The sequence below is a fragment of the Amycolatopsis sp. NPDC058278 genome (assembly GCF_042881395.1).
GTDB lineage: Bacteria > Actinomycetota > Actinomycetes > Mycobacteriales > Pseudonocardiaceae > Amycolatopsis.
In genome coordinates this window covers 12,652-27,216 of record NZ_JBHVXZ010000130.1, presented here as the reverse complement: position 1 = coordinate 27,216, position 14,565 = coordinate 12,652, and the positions used below count along the sequence as shown (strand labels likewise).

General features: G+C 72.0%; 18 protein-coding genes. 8 read left to right on the top strand and 10 right to left on the bottom strand.

The genetic code is table 11. From position 1 onward, the window contains the following. The coding region (locus ACFVYA_RS41385) for a manganese catalase family protein (protein WP_387052969.1) at positions 1-675 on the top strand (675 nt) is incomplete at its 5' end. Between the two features lie 2 nt (positions 676-677). Here ACFVYA_RS41385 and ACFVYA_RS41380 read toward each other — a convergent pair. Then, complete coding sequence (locus tag ACFVYA_RS41380; RefSeq protein WP_285990514.1) at positions 678-836, bottom strand: hypothetical protein; 159 nt, start codon at positions 834-836, stop codon at positions 678-680. A gap of 147 nt (positions 837-983) precedes the next feature. On the opposite strand from ACFVYA_RS41380, the gene ACFVYA_RS41375 reads away from it, so the two are divergent. Continuing rightward, positions 984-1,430 carry a DUF4383 domain-containing protein gene (locus tag ACFVYA_RS41375; protein ID WP_387052973.1) on the top strand — a complete coding sequence of 149 codons (447 nt, stop codon included), beginning with the start codon at positions 984-986 and terminating at the stop codon, positions 1,428-1,430. A 25-nt stretch (positions 1,431-1,455) separates the two neighbouring features. On the opposite strand, the gene ACFVYA_RS41370 is transcribed toward ACFVYA_RS41375, so the two are convergent. Next, positions 1,456-2,100, bottom strand: a complete 645-nt coding sequence (locus ACFVYA_RS41370) for a hypothetical protein (protein ID WP_387052967.1) — start codon at positions 2,098-2,100, stop codon at positions 1,456-1,458. On the opposite strand from ACFVYA_RS41370, the gene ACFVYA_RS41365 reads away from it, so the two are divergent. After that, the gene (locus ACFVYA_RS41365; RefSeq protein ID WP_387052965.1) at positions 2,101-2,853 is read left to right on the top strand and encodes an HAD family hydrolase; all 753 of its coding nucleotides are present in this window, start codon (positions 2,101-2,103) and stop codon (positions 2,851-2,853) included. Here ACFVYA_RS41365 and ACFVYA_RS41360 read toward each other — a convergent pair. Together ACFVYA_RS41360 and ACFVYA_RS41355 are read right to left on the bottom strand one after the other, a co-directional pair. Then, positions 2,846-3,463 (bottom strand): class I SAM-dependent methyltransferase, encoded by a 618-nt coding sequence (locus ACFVYA_RS41360; protein WP_387052963.1) that lies wholly within the window; start codon positions 3,461-3,463, stop codon positions 2,846-2,848. The two genes, ACFVYA_RS41365 and ACFVYA_RS41360, sit on opposite strands and share 8 nt — an antisense overlap. 29 nt (positions 3,464-3,492) lie before the next feature. After that, complete coding sequence (locus ACFVYA_RS41355; protein WP_285990510.1) at positions 3,493-3,966, bottom strand: carboxymuconolactone decarboxylase family protein; 474 nt, start codon at positions 3,964-3,966, stop codon at positions 3,493-3,495. A 159-nt stretch (positions 3,967-4,125) separates the two neighbouring features. On the opposite strand from ACFVYA_RS41355, the gene ACFVYA_RS41350 reads away from it, so the two are divergent. After that, a complete protein-coding gene (locus ACFVYA_RS41350; protein WP_387052961.1) occupies positions 4,126-5,004 on the top strand; it encodes an RNA polymerase sigma-70 factor in 879 nt (292 codons plus the stop codon). Between the two features lies 1 nt (position 5,005). Here ACFVYA_RS41350 and ACFVYA_RS41345 read toward each other — a convergent pair whose 3' ends face one another. Further along, the gene (locus tag ACFVYA_RS41345) at positions 5,006-5,710 is read right to left on the bottom strand and encodes an alpha/beta fold hydrolase (protein WP_387052959.1); all 705 of its coding nucleotides are present in this window, start codon (positions 5,708-5,710) and stop codon (positions 5,006-5,008) included. A 122-nt stretch (positions 5,711-5,832) separates the two neighbouring features. Here ACFVYA_RS41345 and ACFVYA_RS41340 point away from each other — a divergent pair, with 122 nt between their 5' ends. Together ACFVYA_RS41340 and ligD are read left to right on the top strand one after the other, a co-directional pair. Continuing rightward, positions 5,833-6,390 (top strand): TetR/AcrR family transcriptional regulator, encoded by a 558-nt coding sequence (locus ACFVYA_RS41340; RefSeq protein WP_387052957.1) that lies wholly within the window; start codon positions 5,833-5,835, stop codon positions 6,388-6,390. A gap of 202 nt (positions 6,391-6,592) precedes the next feature. Beyond that, positions 6,593-8,575, top strand: coding sequence for a DNA ligase D (gene ligD, locus ACFVYA_RS41335; protein ID WP_387052955.1), 1,983 nt, complete (start codon positions 6,593-6,595; stop codon positions 8,573-8,575). Between the two features lie 3 nt (positions 8,576-8,578). On the opposite strand, the gene ACFVYA_RS41330 is transcribed toward ligD, so the two are convergent. Together ACFVYA_RS41330 and ACFVYA_RS41325 are read right to left on the bottom strand one after the other, a co-directional pair. Next, a complete protein-coding gene (locus ACFVYA_RS41330; RefSeq protein WP_387052953.1) occupies positions 8,579-9,115 on the bottom strand; it encodes a hypothetical protein in 537 nt (178 codons plus the stop codon). A gap of 78 nt (positions 9,116-9,193) precedes the next feature. Beyond that, positions 9,194-10,135: a glycoside hydrolase family 43 protein gene (locus ACFVYA_RS41325; RefSeq protein ID WP_387052951.1), complete on the bottom strand. Its 942-nt coding sequence runs from the start codon at positions 10,133-10,135 to the stop codon at positions 9,194-9,196. A 128-nt stretch (positions 10,136-10,263) separates the two neighbouring features. Between ACFVYA_RS41325 and ACFVYA_RS41320 the strand changes: the two genes are divergently transcribed. Then, a complete protein-coding gene (locus ACFVYA_RS41320; protein WP_387052949.1) occupies positions 10,264-11,361 on the top strand; it encodes an AI-2E family transporter in 1,098 nt (365 codons plus the stop codon). 50 nt (positions 11,362-11,411) lie between these two features. On the opposite strand, the gene ACFVYA_RS41315 is transcribed toward ACFVYA_RS41320, so the two are convergent. The 3 genes from ACFVYA_RS41315 to ACFVYA_RS41305 all read right to left on the bottom strand — a co-directional run bounded on the left by ACFVYA_RS41315 (position 11,412) and on the right by ACFVYA_RS41305 (position 13,106). Beyond that, positions 11,412-11,765: a hypothetical protein gene (locus tag ACFVYA_RS41315; RefSeq protein ID WP_285990502.1), complete on the bottom strand. Its 354-nt coding sequence runs from the start codon at positions 11,763-11,765 to the stop codon at positions 11,412-11,414. A gap of 322 nt (positions 11,766-12,087) precedes the next feature. Then, entirely contained in the window at positions 12,088-12,465 is a 378-nt protein-coding gene (locus ACFVYA_RS41310; protein WP_387052946.1) for a hypothetical protein, read from the bottom strand. A 299-nt stretch (positions 12,466-12,764) separates the two neighbouring features. Beyond that, the gene (locus ACFVYA_RS41305; RefSeq protein WP_086843416.1) at positions 12,765-13,106 is read right to left on the bottom strand and encodes a hypothetical protein; all 342 of its coding nucleotides are present in this window, start codon (positions 13,104-13,106) and stop codon (positions 12,765-12,767) included. Between the two features lie 284 nt (positions 13,107-13,390). Between ACFVYA_RS41305 and ACFVYA_RS41300 the strand changes: the two genes are divergently transcribed. Then, complete coding sequence (locus ACFVYA_RS41300; RefSeq protein ID WP_285990499.1) at positions 13,391-13,732, top strand: WGxxGxxG family protein; 342 nt, start codon at positions 13,391-13,393, stop codon at positions 13,730-13,732. The last annotated feature ends 833 nt before the right edge of the window (positions 13,733-14,565 follow it).

Below are 14,565 nucleotides of genomic sequence, written 5' to 3'. Positions count from 1 at the left end.
AGCAACGGATACCCCTGGAACGGCCGCTACATCATCGCCTCCGGCAACCTGCTCGCCGACTTCCGCGCCAACGCCGCCGCCGAAGCCCAAGGCCGTCTCCAAACCGCCCGCCTCTACAACATGACCGACGACCCCGGCGTCAAAGCCATGCTCAAATTCAACCTCGCCCGCGACACCGTCCACCAGAAGCAGTGGCTGGCCGCCATCGAAGAACTCAAAGCCGACGGCCTCGAAGGCGACATCGTCCCCGACGCCCTGCTCGACGAAGAAGACCAAACCCACAACCACACCATCTGGCACCTCTCCGACGGCCCCGACGGCGCCAAAGGCACCAGCTGGACCACCGACACCGGCATCGAATACCTCATGGACCCCCAACCCCTCGGCGGGCCGGGCACCGCCCCGAAGCCGGACCCGGCCCTCTACGGCACCCATGAAGCCGCCGACGGGCCGGCGCTCGCACCGGCCGACGGCGACATCGAAACCTTCTACGACGGCTCCGTCTGGAAGAACAAGGTCGTCGGCAACACGCGGGCGTCCGGCAGCGCCGAGACGAAGTCCGACGCTGTCGCGGACGGCCGCCAGCTCGCGATCAAGCGCGGCACGGCCCACTTCATCCACACGAAGGACGGCCGGATCGGCGAGCGCCGGACCTACCCGCGGGCCCGTCCCTGACCTCACGCCGAGGGCATGCCCCCGCGGTCGGCGTCTTCTTCGTCGCTGTCGCCCGCCTGGGGCTCCTGGTCGCGGAACGTCGGCTCGGTGTGCTCGCCGGCGATGTCGGCGTCGGCTTCCATGCTCTCGGCGGTCACCGGGTCGATTTCGGGAGTGCTCATCGCTTCCTCCGATCGGGCGAAACCCGGGCATACCCGGCGACAGGCGGGGCGAAACGCGTTTGCCCGCCGCGCAGCCGGGCACGCCGCCCCGGCGGGTCCCCGGCCGAGGGCCCGCTCACCGAATCGGGAGGAACGACCATGTCATCGATGGAGACCGAGGTCCGGCGAACCCCGCGCCAGCTCCTCGCCGCGATCGTCGGAGTGGTTTTCCTGCTGGTCGGCGTGCTGGGGTTCATCCCCGGCGTGACGACCCACTACGACATGCTCACCTGGGCCGGGCACCATTCCGGTGCCCTGCTCCTGGGCATCTTCTCCGTGTCGATCCTGCACAACATCGTCCACCTCGCGTTCGGCGTCGCCGGGCTCGCCCTGGCGAGGACGGCGCGCGGTGCCCGGGCCTTCCTCGTCGGCGGCGGGGTGGTCTACCTGGTCCTGTGGCTCTACGGCCTGGTGATCGACCAGGGCAGCGCGGCCAACTTCGTTCCGGTCAACACCGCGGACAACTGGCTGCACTTCGGCCTGGGCGTCGGGATGATCGCGCTCGGCCTGATCCCGCTCGGCGCCACGCGCAGCCCCGTCGCCGACTCGCGGTGACCGGGCACCGGGCCGGGCGGCCGGGTCACGACGGCCGCCCGGCCCGGCTCCCCGCGTAGGCCCGCTCCCGCAGCCGCACCAGCCAGTCCGGGGCGAACTCCAGCCCGTCGGGGCGGTTCAGCATCGGATCGAACGACGGCGCGTCGCCACCGGGCTCCGTCAGGGTCAGCACGGCACTGTCGCACCAGCGCCCGTCTTCGCGGCCGGTCCGGAGCACGAACTCCCACGTTCCCGTCGCGCGTGCCGCGTCGAGTGACGCTTCGATCCGCGGCGACGACGCCGCCGCCCACGCGCCCAGCCAGACGAGCCGGTCGGCCCGGCGGTACGGCACGAGGCTGCTGTAGGCGCCGCGCGTCCACGCGGCCGAAGGCCGGGGCAGCATCCGCCCGACGTGCCCGCTGCCGGCCGTCGTCAGCAGGATGTCCCACGGCCCGCCGTCGCGGCCCGCGCCGGGAATCCGCACCGCCAGCCCGAGCGCGTCCGGCAGCCGCCCGGGGGTGCCGGCGCCCTTGGACAGCCGGGCGATGACGGGCGCCGGTCCGGACGGCCACGGCAGGTCGTCGGCGACGGGCCGGAGTTCGCCGCGGCGGACCACGCCCACGGGGTGGAACGCCGGGGCGCGCCGCAGCGCCGCCAGCCCGCGGAAGCCCGCCGAGACGAGGCCGGTCATGTGTACTTCCCTCCGGTCCGGGGTATTCCGATCACCCCTCCCGGTACCCACGCGGAACACCGGGAAACCCGCACCGACCTCGAGGAGCCTGCCATCGCCACCGCGGTCCTGTTCGACGTCGACGGAACGCTCGTCGACTCCAACTACCTCCACGTCCACGCCTGGCGCCGGGCGTTCCACGCGCTGGACCGGGACGTCGACTCCTGGCGCGTGCACCGAGCGATCGGCAAGGGGTCCGGCAAGCTGCTGAGCACCCTGCTGGGCGACGAAGACGCCGGCCGCATCGGCGACGAGGCGAAGGAGCTCCACAGCCGCTTCTACCTGGAGACGGCCGGCCTGCTGCGGCCGTTCGACCGCGCCCCCGAGCTCCTGCGCGCCCTGGCGGACCGCGGGATCCGCGTCGTGCTGGCGACGTCGGCGGCGCCGGACGAGCTCAAGGAGCTGCGCCGCGTCCTCGACGTCGACGACGTGGTCGCGGGCATCGTTTCCGGCGACGACGTCGAGGCGACGAAGCCCGATCCGGAGCCCGTGTTCGCCGCGCTCGACAAGGCCGGGAGCGCTCCGGAGGAGACGATCTTCGTCGGCGACGCGGTCTGGGACGTCCACGCCGCCACGAAGGCCGGCGTGCGCACGGTTTCGGTGCTCTCCGGCGGCGTCGGCGCGGCGGAGCTGACCGACGCCGGCGCCGTCGCGATCTACGACGACGCGGCGGCGATCCTGGCCGGGCTGGACGAGAGCATGCTGATCAGCTGACCTTGCCGGCCACCAGCCGTTCCACCAGCCCGAGCTTGAACCGCTCCCGCCGCTGCACCGGCAGGCCGAGTGCCTCGACGAGCTTCAGCGGCCGCCGCCGGAAGTGCTCGCCGGCCAGCGGGACGCTCGCCAGCTCGACCAGCTGCTGCAGGCCCCGCACGATCCGCGACGACGAGGCGACGTGGTCGACCAGGATCAGCCGGCCGCCCGGGCGCAGCACCCGCACCATCTCGCCCACCGCGGCCGCGGGGTCGGGGATGGCGCAGAGGCCGAACGTGCACAGCACGGTGTCGAAAGAGGCCTCGGCGAACGGCAGTGCCTCGGCGTCGCCCGCGCGCAGGGTCACCGGGTGGCCGAGCCGGCGGGCGCGGTCGCGGGCGACGGCGAGCATCCCCTCGCTGAGGTCGACGCCGGTGAGCGTCACCTCCGCGGGGTAGCAGGGGAGGTTCAGCCCGGTTCCGATCGCGACCTCCAGGACCTCGCCCGCCGCCTGGCCGCAAGCCCACGCCCGCGAATCGCCGAAGAGACGGCGGTCCCAGCAACCCATCTCCGCGTCGTAGGTCGTGGACTTGCGGTCCCAGTACCGACGCCACCGCTCCGCCTTCGTCATGTCCCCCAGCGAAGCACGAACTCCGCGCCTCAGCCGAACATGCCCGGCTCGTACGCGCCGCCCTTCTGGTGGACGATCACCGCGAGCCGGTTGGCCGAGTTCATCTGGGCGATCAGGGCGACCAGTGCGGCGGTCCGGTCGTCGTCGTAGTGCTTGCGCACCCGGGCCCAGGTGTCGTCGGAGACGCCGGGGGCGGCATCGGCGATCCGCGTGCCCTCCTCGGCCAGCGCGAGCGCCGCCTGCTCGGCCTCGGTGTACACCGTGGCCTCACGCCAGGCCGCGACCAGGTTGATCCGCACGCCCGCCTCCCCGGCGGCCGCCAGTTCCTTGGTGTGGACGTCGACGCACCAGCCGCAGCCGTTGATCTGGCTGACGCGCAGCGACACCAGCTCCCGCGTGACCTTGTCCAGGGGCGACTGGACGATCGCCAGGCTCGCGGTGCCGAACCGCTTGGCGAAGCGGGCGCCGATTTCGTTGTCGGTCAAGGTGAAACGGGGTTCCATGACGTCGTCCTCACTCGTGGTGTGTGCGTTGCGAACGACCACGAGATGCCGGCGGACCCGCACCCCGTGACACCCTGGACGGGTGACGACGATCACTGTCACACCGCGACGGCGTGCGGCATCTGGAGGGGAAACCCGCGACCGAAAGAGGCGCCACCCATGGCCGACCCCGCCACCGAGGCCTTCCTCGCCCACCGCAACCTGCTGTTCACCGTCGCCTACCAGCTGCTCGGCTCGGCCGCCGACGCCGAAGACGTCCTGCAGGAAACGTGGCTGCGGTGGGTGGGGGTGGACCTCGCCGCGGTGCGGGACCGGCGGGCGTACCTGGTCCGGATCACCACCCGGCAGGCGCTGATGCGGCTGCGGGCGCTCGGCAGGCGCAAGGAGTCCTACATCGGGCCGTGGCTGCCCGAGCCGCTGCTGACCACGCCCGACGTCGCCGAGGACGTCGAGCTGGCCGACAGCGTTTCGATGGCGATGCTGCTGGTGCTGGAGACGCTCGGGCCGGCCGAGCGGGCGGTGTTCGTGCTGCGCGAAGTGTTCGACCTGGGCTACGACGAGATCGCCGAAGCCGTCGGCAAGAGCCCGGCCGCGGTCCGCCAGATCGCGCACCGGGCCCGCTCCCACGTCGCCGCCCGCCGGCCGCGCGGGGCCGTTTCGCCGGCGGCGACCCGGGACGCCCTCGAAGCCTTCCGGCGCGCCGCCGAGACGGGCGACCTGCGGGACCTGCTCGACGTCCTCGCCCCGGACGTCGTGTTCCTCGGCGACGGCGGCGGGGTCGTGCAGGCGACGCCGGCGCCCGTCACCGGGGCCGCGGACGTGGCCCGGCTGCTGACCGCCGACCTGGGCAACCTCGCCGTCGGCACCCTGGAAGCCGCCCAGGTCAACGGCTACCCAGCGCTGATCCTGCGGCGCGGCGGCGAGGTCGACACCGTGGTGGCGGTCCGCGTCGACGACGGTCTCGTCACGGGGCTTTACGCCGTGCGCAACCCGGAGAAGCTGGCCCGCCTGGACGAGGCGACCGCCCTGTGCCGCTGACTCACTCGACGCTCGCCGCCGCGGCGAGGATGACCTCGGCGACCACCTCGGGCCGGGACACCGCGACCGCGTGCGAGGCGTCGATCCGGCGGACCGTCGACGACGCGCGCTCGGCCATGAACTCCTGCGCCTTGGCCGGGATCGCGTTGTCCTGGTTCGCGACCAGCGTCCACGAGGGCAGCTTCGTCCACGCCGGGGTGCCCTCGAACGGCGCGGCCAGCGCCTGCTGCGCGACCGGCCGCTGGGTCACCGCCATGACCGCCGCGGTGGCGGCGGGGACGTCGGCGGCGAAGACCTCGGCGAAGTCCGCCGGCTTGATCGACAGCTCGGGCTGACCGTCGTGCTCGAGGACGTACGTGGTCTCCGGGCCGAGCTTGGCGCCCGGGTAGCGGCCGGACAGCTCGAACACGCTCTCGCCCGCGTCCGGCTGGAACGCGGCGATGTAGACCAGGGCGCGGACGTTCGGCGTCTCGGTGGCCGCACGGGTGATCAGGGCACCGCCGTAGGAGTGGCCGGCCAGGACGACCGGGCCTTCGACGCTGTTGACGACGTCCGCGACGTAGGCCGCGTCGGACTCGACGCCCCGCAGCGGGTTCGCCACCGCCCGGACCGGATAGCCCTGCTCCTGCAGCTTCGCGACGACCCCGGTCCAGCTGGACGAGTCGGCGAACGCGCCGTGGACCAGGACGATGGTGGGCTTGCTCATGGCTGGCTCCTTCAGAGAGAACGATCGGTCTTTCTGCTAGCTACTCTGGACCGTCCGGGCCGCCGTGGCAATGTGACGAAGCCGATCTGGCAGAACGATCGGTCTTTCTCTATGCTGCGGAAATGAGGACTGCCGAGCCGCACCCGAAGGACCGGCTGCTCGCGACCGCCGCCCGCCTCTTCTACGCCGAGGGCATCCACGCCGTCGGGGTGGAACGCCTGGTTTCCGAGGCGGCCGTGACCCGGGCGACCTTCTACCGCCACTACCCGACGAAGGACGACTTGGTCGCCGCCTACCTCGCCGAGACCAGCCGCCAGATCCGCGCGGCCGTCGAGTCGGTGCGGAGGGGCAAGCCACCGCGCGAGGCGCTGGCCGAAACCATGGCGGTGGTCGGCGACGCGACATGCGGGGAAGATTTCCGCGGCTGCCAGTTCCTCAACGCCGCCGCCGAGTACCCCGATCCGGAGAACCGGGTGCGCCAGGTGATCGACGACCACCGGCAGTGGTTCTTCGACGTCCTGCGCGACCAGGCGGCGGACCTCGGCCACCCGGAACCGGACCACGCGGCACGCGTGCTCGTCCTGCTGCGCGACGGCGCCCTGCACGGCGGCGAACTCGACGACGCCGGCAAGGTGCGCGCCACGCTGCGCCGGGCCGTCGACGACTTCCTGCCCGCCTGAGCGACCGCCGAACAGGCGTTCAAGCCTCGTTCACCTGCAGAAACCGGGCAAATCTAGGCCGAACGGGTTACTGTGCCGACCAGTACTAATCCGACCACAGTCACGGCCGAATGACTTTCGTGGCAACGGTTGCGCGCCGCGGAGGGGCGGCCTGCTTTTGGCCGGATCAGTACTTTGGGCACGGAAGGTGACGGAGGTCCGAATGGCGGCAGACGACGCGTCGCTCGTTCCGGCCTGGGTGGAGCCGATGCTCGCCAAGGCCGACGGCGGACGGCTGCGCAGCGGCCCGGAGTGGGCCTACGAGTACAAATTGGACGGTTACCGGGCGGCCATGCGGATCGCCGCGGACGGCACGACCGTGCTCACCAGCCGCAACAACATCGACTTCACCGCGGAATTCACCGACCTCGAGGGCGTGCTCGCCCCCGCGCTGGACGGCCGCGCCGCCTACCTGGACGGCGAGGTCGTCGTCTACGGCGAGGACGGCCGGATCGACTTCGAGCGGATGCAGGAGCGCCGCGGCCGCTACGTCCGGCACCAGAGCGGGCCGAAGGGGCTGGAGTTCACGGACGTCCCGGTCCGGTTCCTGGCCTTCGACCTGCTCCGGCTCGGGGACCGGAGCCTGCTGGCCGCGCCGTACGACGAGCGCCGGGGCCTGCTGGCCGAGCTGCCGATGCCCGACCGGTACCGCGTTTCGGTGGTCCGCGCGGTCACCTTCGACGAGCTCGCCGCCGACCGCCGCACGCCCGCGGACTTCCTCGCCCACGCCGCGTCCGCCGGGTACGAGGGGGTCGTCGCGAAGCTGCGTTCGTCGGCCTACCACCCCGGGCAGCGGCCGGATTCGTGGCTCAAGCACCCGCTGGTCCGGACCCAGGAGGTGATCGTCTGCGGCTGGCGCCCCGGCCAGCACAGCTTCACCGGCACCCTCGGCGGGCTGCTGCTCGGCGCGCACGACCCCGCGACCGGCGACCTGGTCTACATCGGCGACGTCGGCACCGGGTTCAGCCAGGCCACTCGCGCCGACCTGCGGGCGCAGCTGGAGGCGATGGAGCGGCGCACCCACCCGTTCGTGACGACGCCGCCGCGGGAGGACACCGCCCGCGCCCGCTGGGTGGAGCCGCGGCTGGTCGGCGAGATCGTCTACCGCCAGTTCACCCGCGGCGGCCGCGTCCGCCACACCGCCTGGCGGGGCCTGCGCCACGACAAGGATCCGGCCGAGGTCCTGGCGCCGCGCGCGGTTCCGCACGAGCCCGCCGCGGCCGCGCAGCCTTCGCCGTCACCCTCGCCCGAGCCGGCGGGTCAGCGGATCACCGTCCAGGCCGGCCACCGGCGGCTCACCCTGTCCAATCTGGACAAGGTGCTGTACCCGGCGGCCGGGTTCACCAAGGGCGAGGTGATCAACTACTACTCCCGCGTCGCGGCGGTGCTGCTGCCGCACCTCGCCGGGCGGCCGGTCACGTTCATCCGCTACCCGAACGGCGTCGACGGCCAGAAGTGGTTCGAGAAGAACGCCCCGAAGGGCGCCCCGGACTGGCTGCGCACGGTCCGCCTGGCCGGCACGGGCGGCACGATCGACTACCCGCTCCTGGACGACCTCCCGGGCCTGGTGTGGGCGGCGAACATGGCGGCGCTCGAGCTGCACGTTCCCCAGTGGACGGTGGAATCGGGCACCCGGCAGCCCCCGGACCGGCTGGTGTTCGACCTCGACCCGGGCCCGGGCACCACGATCGTCGACTGCTGCCGGGTGGCGGAGCGCCTCCACGACGTCCTGGTCGCCGACGGGCTGACGCCGTACGCGAAAACGTCGGGCTCCAAGGGAATGCAGCTCTACTGCGGAATCCGGACGGACGACCCGGCGGCCCCGTCGGCCTACGCGAAGCGGCTCGCCCAGCGCCTGGCGAAGGAGACACCGGAGTCGGTGACGGCGGTGATGGCGAAGGCCCAGCGCACGGGCCGGGTGTTCATCGACTGGAGCCAGAACAACCCGGCGAAGACCACGGTGGCCCCGTATTCCCTGCGCGGCCGCGACCACCCGACGGCGTCCACCCCGGTGACGTGGGACGAGGTCCGCGCCTGCCGGCACGTGAACCGGTTGACGTTCACGGCGGACGACGTCCTGGACCGCATCGAAGACCACGGCGATCTGCTGGCCGGGCTGGCCGAGGACGGCGCACCGCTGGGGTGAGGGTCAGGCGCGCCGCAGGAGCCGCTTGACGGTACCGCCGAGCCCGGTGGAGTTCGGCTGCGGCTGCGGGGTCGCCCCGGGTTCCGGTGCACGAGCTCGAGGGACACCCGCGGTTTCCGGCGCGGACGCCTCGGTCCGAAGCGCGTGCTTCGGCGGCTGCGGGACCCCGGAGGTGCCGGGCGCGGGCACCGATCCTCCCGCCGCCTGCCCCGCCGAAGCCGCAACCGGCCGCTCTCCCGCCCCGCCGGACTGTGGCCGCGGTGCGGGGATCTCTCCGGCGATCGTCCCCGACTCCGGCACCACCGCGTCCGGCCGCGGCCCGGCCGGCCCCGGGCGGGCGGCGAGCATCTCCGGCGTGATCGCCGGCGTCATCAGCGGCGTGTGCGCAGCGTCCGCGTTCGGTGTCGCCGGTTCGCGGGCCACCGGATAGCGCGCCAGCGGGTCGCCCTCGACCGCCGCTCCGGCGGCGCGATGGCTCCGGAGCAGGCCGCAGCACCCCAGCAGCCCGAGCAAGCCAGCCAATCCCCACCACACCGTCATGGCACTCCTCCGTTCCCTCGCTCCCGGATATCCGGGACCCGGCCGCCCAACCGGAGCGTCATACGAGTGGGTGACACGTCAGCCCAGCTGCGGCACGTCACCCGCGAAGGTGATCGGCAGCTCGTACAGGCCCCTCGCCGTGCGGCCGCCGCTCAGCCAGCCGTGGAAGAAGATGTGGCCGTCCACCACGTCGGCGCCGCCCGGGGCGTCCACCTTGCCGCCGAGCAGGTCCCTCGACAGGAACTGGGCGTCCGCCTTCACGAACGCGCCGCCCAGCGTCGGCGCGGACGCGTAACACGTGTGGTAGCCCGTGCTGTCGAACGTGTCCGCGGAGTAGAACAGCAGGTACCGGGACGCCGTCTTCACCACCGAAGGCGCTTCGACGACCGACTTCTCGGGCGTCAGATCGGCCCGCAGCAGCTCGGTGCGCGGACCGGCGAAGGTGCGCCCGTCGGCCTGCAGCTTCTGCGCCCAGATCGCCGACGGCGGCCCGGCCGCCGCGCCGTCGCTCTTGTAGAGCAGGTACCGGGCCCCGTCCGCGTCGACGAACGTCTGCGGGTCGATGTCCCCGTGGTCGCCGGGTTCGCACACCAGCGGCCGGTCGCCGGCCGGCGTGTACGGTCCTTCCGCCTTCTTCGCCGTCGCCGCGCCGAGGCACATCTCGCCACCCGCCGTCTGCGCGGCCGCGAAGTACAGCACGAAGGTGCCGTCCGCCAGCTGGGTGACGTCCGGGGCCCAGAACCCGCCGTCCGCCTTCGCCCAGGCGGGGACCGCTCCGAGCGCGTCACCGGCGACGCGCCACGGCCCTTCCGCCGCGGCGGCGCCGGCCATCGGAATCCGCGTGGCCTTCGTGCCCGTCGAGAACGCGAAGTAGCCCCAGGCCGTCTTGACGACGTCCGGATCGGGGAAGTCCTGGTTGATCAGCAGCCGCGGCGCGCTGATGGCCGCCGCTTCCGGGGCCACCGCGAACGCGGCAGCGACGGCGACGACCGGGACGAGCAGAAGACCTTTGAAGCGCATAGGCGATTTTGCCGACACCCCAACGGTTCCGGCAACGGCAGGCGGAGGGCGTCACCGGGAAGCGTGGACTTGCCGGCGAGCCCGGATCGGGTGGATTCGGCCGCGTCACGCGGGGTAGCCCACAACTCATGCACGCAACGAGCGGCCGTGGGGCGTACCGCGCCGGGCATCCCGTCGGCGAGGCCGAAGGAGCGGCGGCCCGGCAGGAAAAGCCCTTGGGCAGACCGGGAAAACCGCTCGATCGCCGCGCGCCGTTCTTCACCGGGATGCTCGCCGCGGCCGGGGTGGTCGTCACGGTCGCGGTCGTCGAACTCCTCCTCGCGGCCTCCGACGTGCTGCTGCTCATCGGCATCGCGTTCTTCCTCGCGGTGGGGCTCGAGCCGGTGACCGCCCGGCTCGCCCGCCGGGTGCCCCGCGCGCTGGCCGCCGCGGTGGTCGTCGTGACCGGGCTGGCCGTCTTCGGCGGGACCGTCGCCGCGGCCGCCGTGCCCCTGGCCGACCAGGCGGCGCAGCTGCGGAACGGCGCTCCGCGGTACCTGACCCTGCTGCGCGACCACGGCACCCTGCTGGGCCGCGCCAACGAAACCTTCGGCCTCGAAGCGGCCGTCCGGTCCGTGCAGCTGTCCGACGTGGCGAAATCACTCGCGGCGTTGCTCGGTGACGCCGTGATCGTCGTGGTGCTCGCCACCTACTTCGTCGCCGACTTCCCGCGGATCCGCACCGCGCTCTACCGGCTGGCCCCGCGGTCGCGGCGACCGCGGGTGATCCTGATCGGCGACGCGGTCTTCCGGAAGGTCGGCGCGTACCTCGTCGGCAACGTCGCGGTGTCGGTGATCGCCGGAGCGGCGACCTTCGCCTGGCTGTCGTCTTTCGGCGTGCCCTACCCGCTGGTGCTCGCCGTGCTCGTCGCCGTGCTCGACCTGGTGCCGGTGGCGGGTTCGGTGGCGGCCGGGGCCGGTACGACCCTCGTCGCGCTCACGGTGTCGGTGCCGGTCGGGCTGGCGACGCTCGGGTTCTTCGTCGGCTACCGGGTGGTGGAGGACTACGTGCTGCTGCCGAAGATCGTCGGACGTGCCGTCCGGATCCCGGCGCTCGTCACGGTCGTCGCGGTGCTGCTCGGGTTCGAACTGCTCGGCGTCGTCGGCGCCTTCGTCGCGGTACCGGTCGCGGCCGCGGGGCTGCTCGTCGTGCGGGAAGTGGCGGTGCACCGGCTGGACCGGACGTGACGAACCGCCGCGCGGGACGCACCCCGCGCGGCGGTCGGACCCGCTGGGGGTCAGTTGCCCTGGGTGGTCCCGCCGTCGGCGATCTCACCGGCGGCGCAGTTGTCCGGGTTCTGGCCCTCGGCCTCGTGCTCGCCCGGGGAGAGGACCGGCACGCCGATGCCGTTGGCGGTGTCGTGGATCGGCACCTGGACGCCGAGGACGTTGATGTCGTCGTCGCACACGCCGCCGACCACGTTCAGGTTGTGCACCACGTCGAGGTTCTGCACGTTGCCGACGAGGCCGAACTGGTCGGTGGTGTCGACCGGGTGGCCCGCAACGCTGACACTGGTCGCGGACGCGGATCCGCCGAGCACCGCCATCCCGGCGGCGAGGGCGGTGGCGACGAAGCCGAGCTGCTTGATCACGGGAAAAATACTCCTTCTGGGTACCCGCCGGACGGTCCGGCGGGGGAACGGGGAAAGAAACGGGCCCGGCTTCGGTTCGCCGGACCCGGGAAAGTTCGTTATGGTGCCGTCAGGCCGGGCGGGACCGGCGCACTTCTCCAGCGTCGCGGCCGGTCCCACCCGGGTCGGCGCCGTCCGGCGTCGCGACGGGCCCGGAACGCGGAACCGGAGTGTGCAGCTCGCTCCGTGTTCCGGGCGCGCGGTGCGGCGTCAGCACCGGCGGCCGATTTCCCGTGCCCGGAGCCGGCTTCCGCACGCAGGGGCGGCTCCGGGCACGGAAATTTCAGTGACCCTGGCTCGTGCCGCCGTCGGACAACCCGCCCGAGGCGCAGTTTTCCGGGTTCTCGCCGCTGGCCTCGTGGCTGCCCGGCGACAGGATCGGCACGCCGATGCCGTTGAGCGAGTCGTGGATCGGCACCTGGACGCCGAGGACGTTGACGTCGTTGCCGCACAGGCCGAGCGTGGCGTTGACGTTGTGGAGCACGTCGGTGTTGTTCAGGTTCACCAGGCCGACCTGGCCGGTGTAGTCGTAGCCGCCGTAGTGGTGACCGTCGTGGTGCCCGTGGTGGTGACCGCCCGGGGTGTCGGCCGCGGCGATGCCGCCGGCCAGGAACGCGCCGGCCGCGGCGGCGGCCGTGACGAACCCGATCTTCTTCAGCATGGATTGCTCCTCGATGAACGCTATTCGGAGAACGGGACGGCAATGAAGGTGTGTCCTCCGTCCCGTGTGAGGGAAACGTACTGATGCCGGGACGCGGTTTCCACTTCGTGCCACCATCGTGTGGGTACCGCGAGCCGCTGACCGCGCCCGGTGTGGTCCGATCGGGTTAGTTCCCGGTTCTGCTGGTGGCCAAGCCCTTCCCGGTACCTTCCTCCGGGATCGCTTGCGGCGCAAAGAATGTTTCGGGTATGCAAAAGAGCCCGGCGCCGGGTGACGCAGGGCTCTTTCGCGGGGATTTCCTATTCGGGCCAGGCCTCGGCTTCGGCCGTGAGCGCGGTGGTCACGTCGATCTCGCCCGACCGCACCCGCCACGCGAGCGAGTCCGGCCGAGGCTGCAGAAGGTGCCATCCGACGACGTCTTCGTCGCGGTAGCAAGGGTTTTCGTCGTCACCGATGCCCAGCGCGGCGAAGTACTGGCGGGCGGGCCAGGTTTCGGGAACCCAGGCACGGGCCCAGCGCACGACGATCCTGGCGAGGTCGTTGCGGCCGTCCGCCGGGTGGATCAGGCGGTCGCCCGTGGTGCAGATCAGGCGTGGCGTGTACGTCGCGCCGAGCGGCGCGACGGCGAGTTCAGTGTTCATTCCTCCCCCGGTCCACGGCAGTGGACGGTGTTGCCCGGCTCGGATGCGCTGCTGCGCTTGAGAACGGAGGGCCACCCGGAGGCGGGCGGGCGCACGCGGCGCGTCCCTGCACCGCTCCGTCTTGAACCGGCAACCATCTTACAAACGCCGGAAACGCCCCGGAAAGCGGGGCCCGGCGGCGAAGTCTTCGCCCGTTCCCGTGACAGCGGGAGTGAATGCCGCCGGCGGGGGTACGCCCGGGTAGACCGATTTCCGCAACCTCGACAACGGGAGGAAGAACCGAGATGAACCACAGGGCAGGCAAGCTTTGCTGCGCCGGCATCGCGGCGGCGGCGTTCGCGCTGACGGCGGCGGTGCCGGCATCGGCGGCACCGGACGTCGCGGCACCGGCGTGGCACCGGCAGACCGACGACGACGGAACGAACCGCGACAACACCCGCGACGACAACGACGACAACGGTTTGTGGGGCCTGCTCGGCTTGGTCGGGCTGCTGGGCTTGGCGGGCTTGGTGCGCCGTGACCCCAAGCCGGGCGCGATGGCGGGATACCCGGCCGCGGGGGCGACCCCGCCGCCGGCGAACACGTACCCGCCGGCCGAGCCGCGGCGGAACCCGCCGGGCGCCTGAGGGTCGGTCACGTTGTAAAGCCGGTCCCCACCGGGCGTTCCTGCGCCACTCCGACGGCGCAGCAGATCTTGACTCGGCACTCGAGCGACGCTGATCCCGCGCACCGGGTCGCCGCTCCGCGCCCCGGTGATACCTATACCGCACACCCGATCCCCGCCGGGCGCCGGGGCACTTCCCGCACCGGGCACCCGACTCCCGCCGGATACCTGACCTCGGCCGATGCCACGTACCCGTTCCTCCGGCGTCCGGGTGCCACCGGTACCGAACACCCGGCTCCCGCCGGCTGCCCGAGTGACCCTGGTGCCCCGCACCGCCGTTTCCTCCCGTCTTCGCGCAGAACGTCCCGGCGCCGTCGGGCGTCGGGACGTTCTGCGTTTACTTCTCTCCGAATGGCGCCCAGTTGTCAGGTCTCGGCACCGAGGAGGCCACAGTAACGGCCGGAAAAACCGGCCCTGCAGCCGCCTCCCAGATTAGCCACGCGCTCGCCGCGCAAGAAGTGTTTTCGCACCGTACCCTACTTAAGAGTGGCTTTCCCACCTCCGGCCAAATTCGCTTGATTACCCATGATTTCTTTCCTTAAACCTCACGATCGAGTGAAAGTCGCGCCTCACTCGAAACTGGCACCGATCGCACCTTCGGTGAAGAAACCCGAGCCGATTCAGCCATTCATCGCAATCGTCGGACACGGCCGAGTGATGGCCTCACGATCAGTAGCCGAAGCGCAAAACGGCTGAACAGCCGCTTCACGCGATGTCGATGTTTGTTCCGGAGAACTCGCGGGGCTGTACACCGTGTGAAATCAACCGGTTCCGCCGGCACCCGGACATCCGCTC

Coding starts and splice junctions, on each gene's coding strand:
- ACFVYA_RS41325 (WP_387052951.1), bottom strand. CDS start 10,135: ATGCGCTTCAAAGGTCTTCTGCTCGTCCCGGTCGTCGCCGTCGCTGCC.
- ACFVYA_RS41370 (WP_387052967.1), bottom strand. CDS start 2,100: ATGACCGGCCTCGTCTCGGCGGGCTTCCGCGGGCTGGCGGCGCTGCGG.
- ACFVYA_RS41345 (WP_387052959.1), bottom strand. CDS start 5,710: ATGAGCAAGCCCACCATCGTCCTGGTCCACGGCGCGTTCGCCGACTCG.
- ACFVYA_RS41310 (WP_387052946.1), bottom strand. CDS start 12,465: ATGCTGAAGAAGATCGGGTTCGTCACGGCCGCCGCCGCGGCCGGCGCG.
- ACFVYA_RS41350 (WP_387052961.1), top strand. CDS start 4,126: ATGGCCGACCCCGCCACCGAGGCCTTCCTCGCCCACCGCAACCTGCTG.
- ACFVYA_RS41305 (WP_086843416.1), bottom strand. CDS start 13,106: ATGAACACTGAACTCGCCGTCGCGCCGCTCGGCGCGACGTACACGCCA.
- ACFVYA_RS41330 (WP_387052953.1), bottom strand. CDS start 9,115: ATGACGGTGTGGTGGGGATTGGCTGGCTTGCTCGGGCTGCTGGGGTGC.
- ACFVYA_RS41320 (WP_387052949.1), top strand. CDS start 10,264: ATGCACGCAACGAGCGGCCGTGGGGCGTACCGCGCCGGGCATCCCGTC.
- ACFVYA_RS41375 (WP_387052973.1), top strand. CDS start 984: ATGGAGACCGAGGTCCGGCGAACCCCGCGCCAGCTCCTCGCCGCGATC.
- ACFVYA_RS41380 (WP_285990514.1), bottom strand. CDS start 836: ATGAGCACTCCCGAAATCGACCCGGTGACCGCCGAGAGCATGGAAGCC.
- ACFVYA_RS41300 (WP_285990499.1), top strand. CDS start 13,391: ATGAACCACAGGGCAGGCAAGCTTTGCTGCGCCGGCATCGCGGCGGCG.
- ligD (WP_387052955.1), top strand. CDS start 6,593: ATGGCGGCAGACGACGCGTCGCTCGTTCCGGCCTGGGTGGAGCCGATG.
- ACFVYA_RS41360 (WP_387052963.1), bottom strand. CDS start 3,463: ATGACGAAGGCGGAGCGGTGGCGTCGGTACTGGGACCGCAAGTCCACG.
- ACFVYA_RS41355 (WP_285990510.1), bottom strand. CDS start 3,966: ATGGAACCCCGTTTCACCTTGACCGACAACGAAATCGGCGCCCGCTTC.
- ACFVYA_RS41340 (WP_387052957.1), top strand. CDS start 5,833: ATGAGGACTGCCGAGCCGCACCCGAAGGACCGGCTGCTCGCGACCGCC.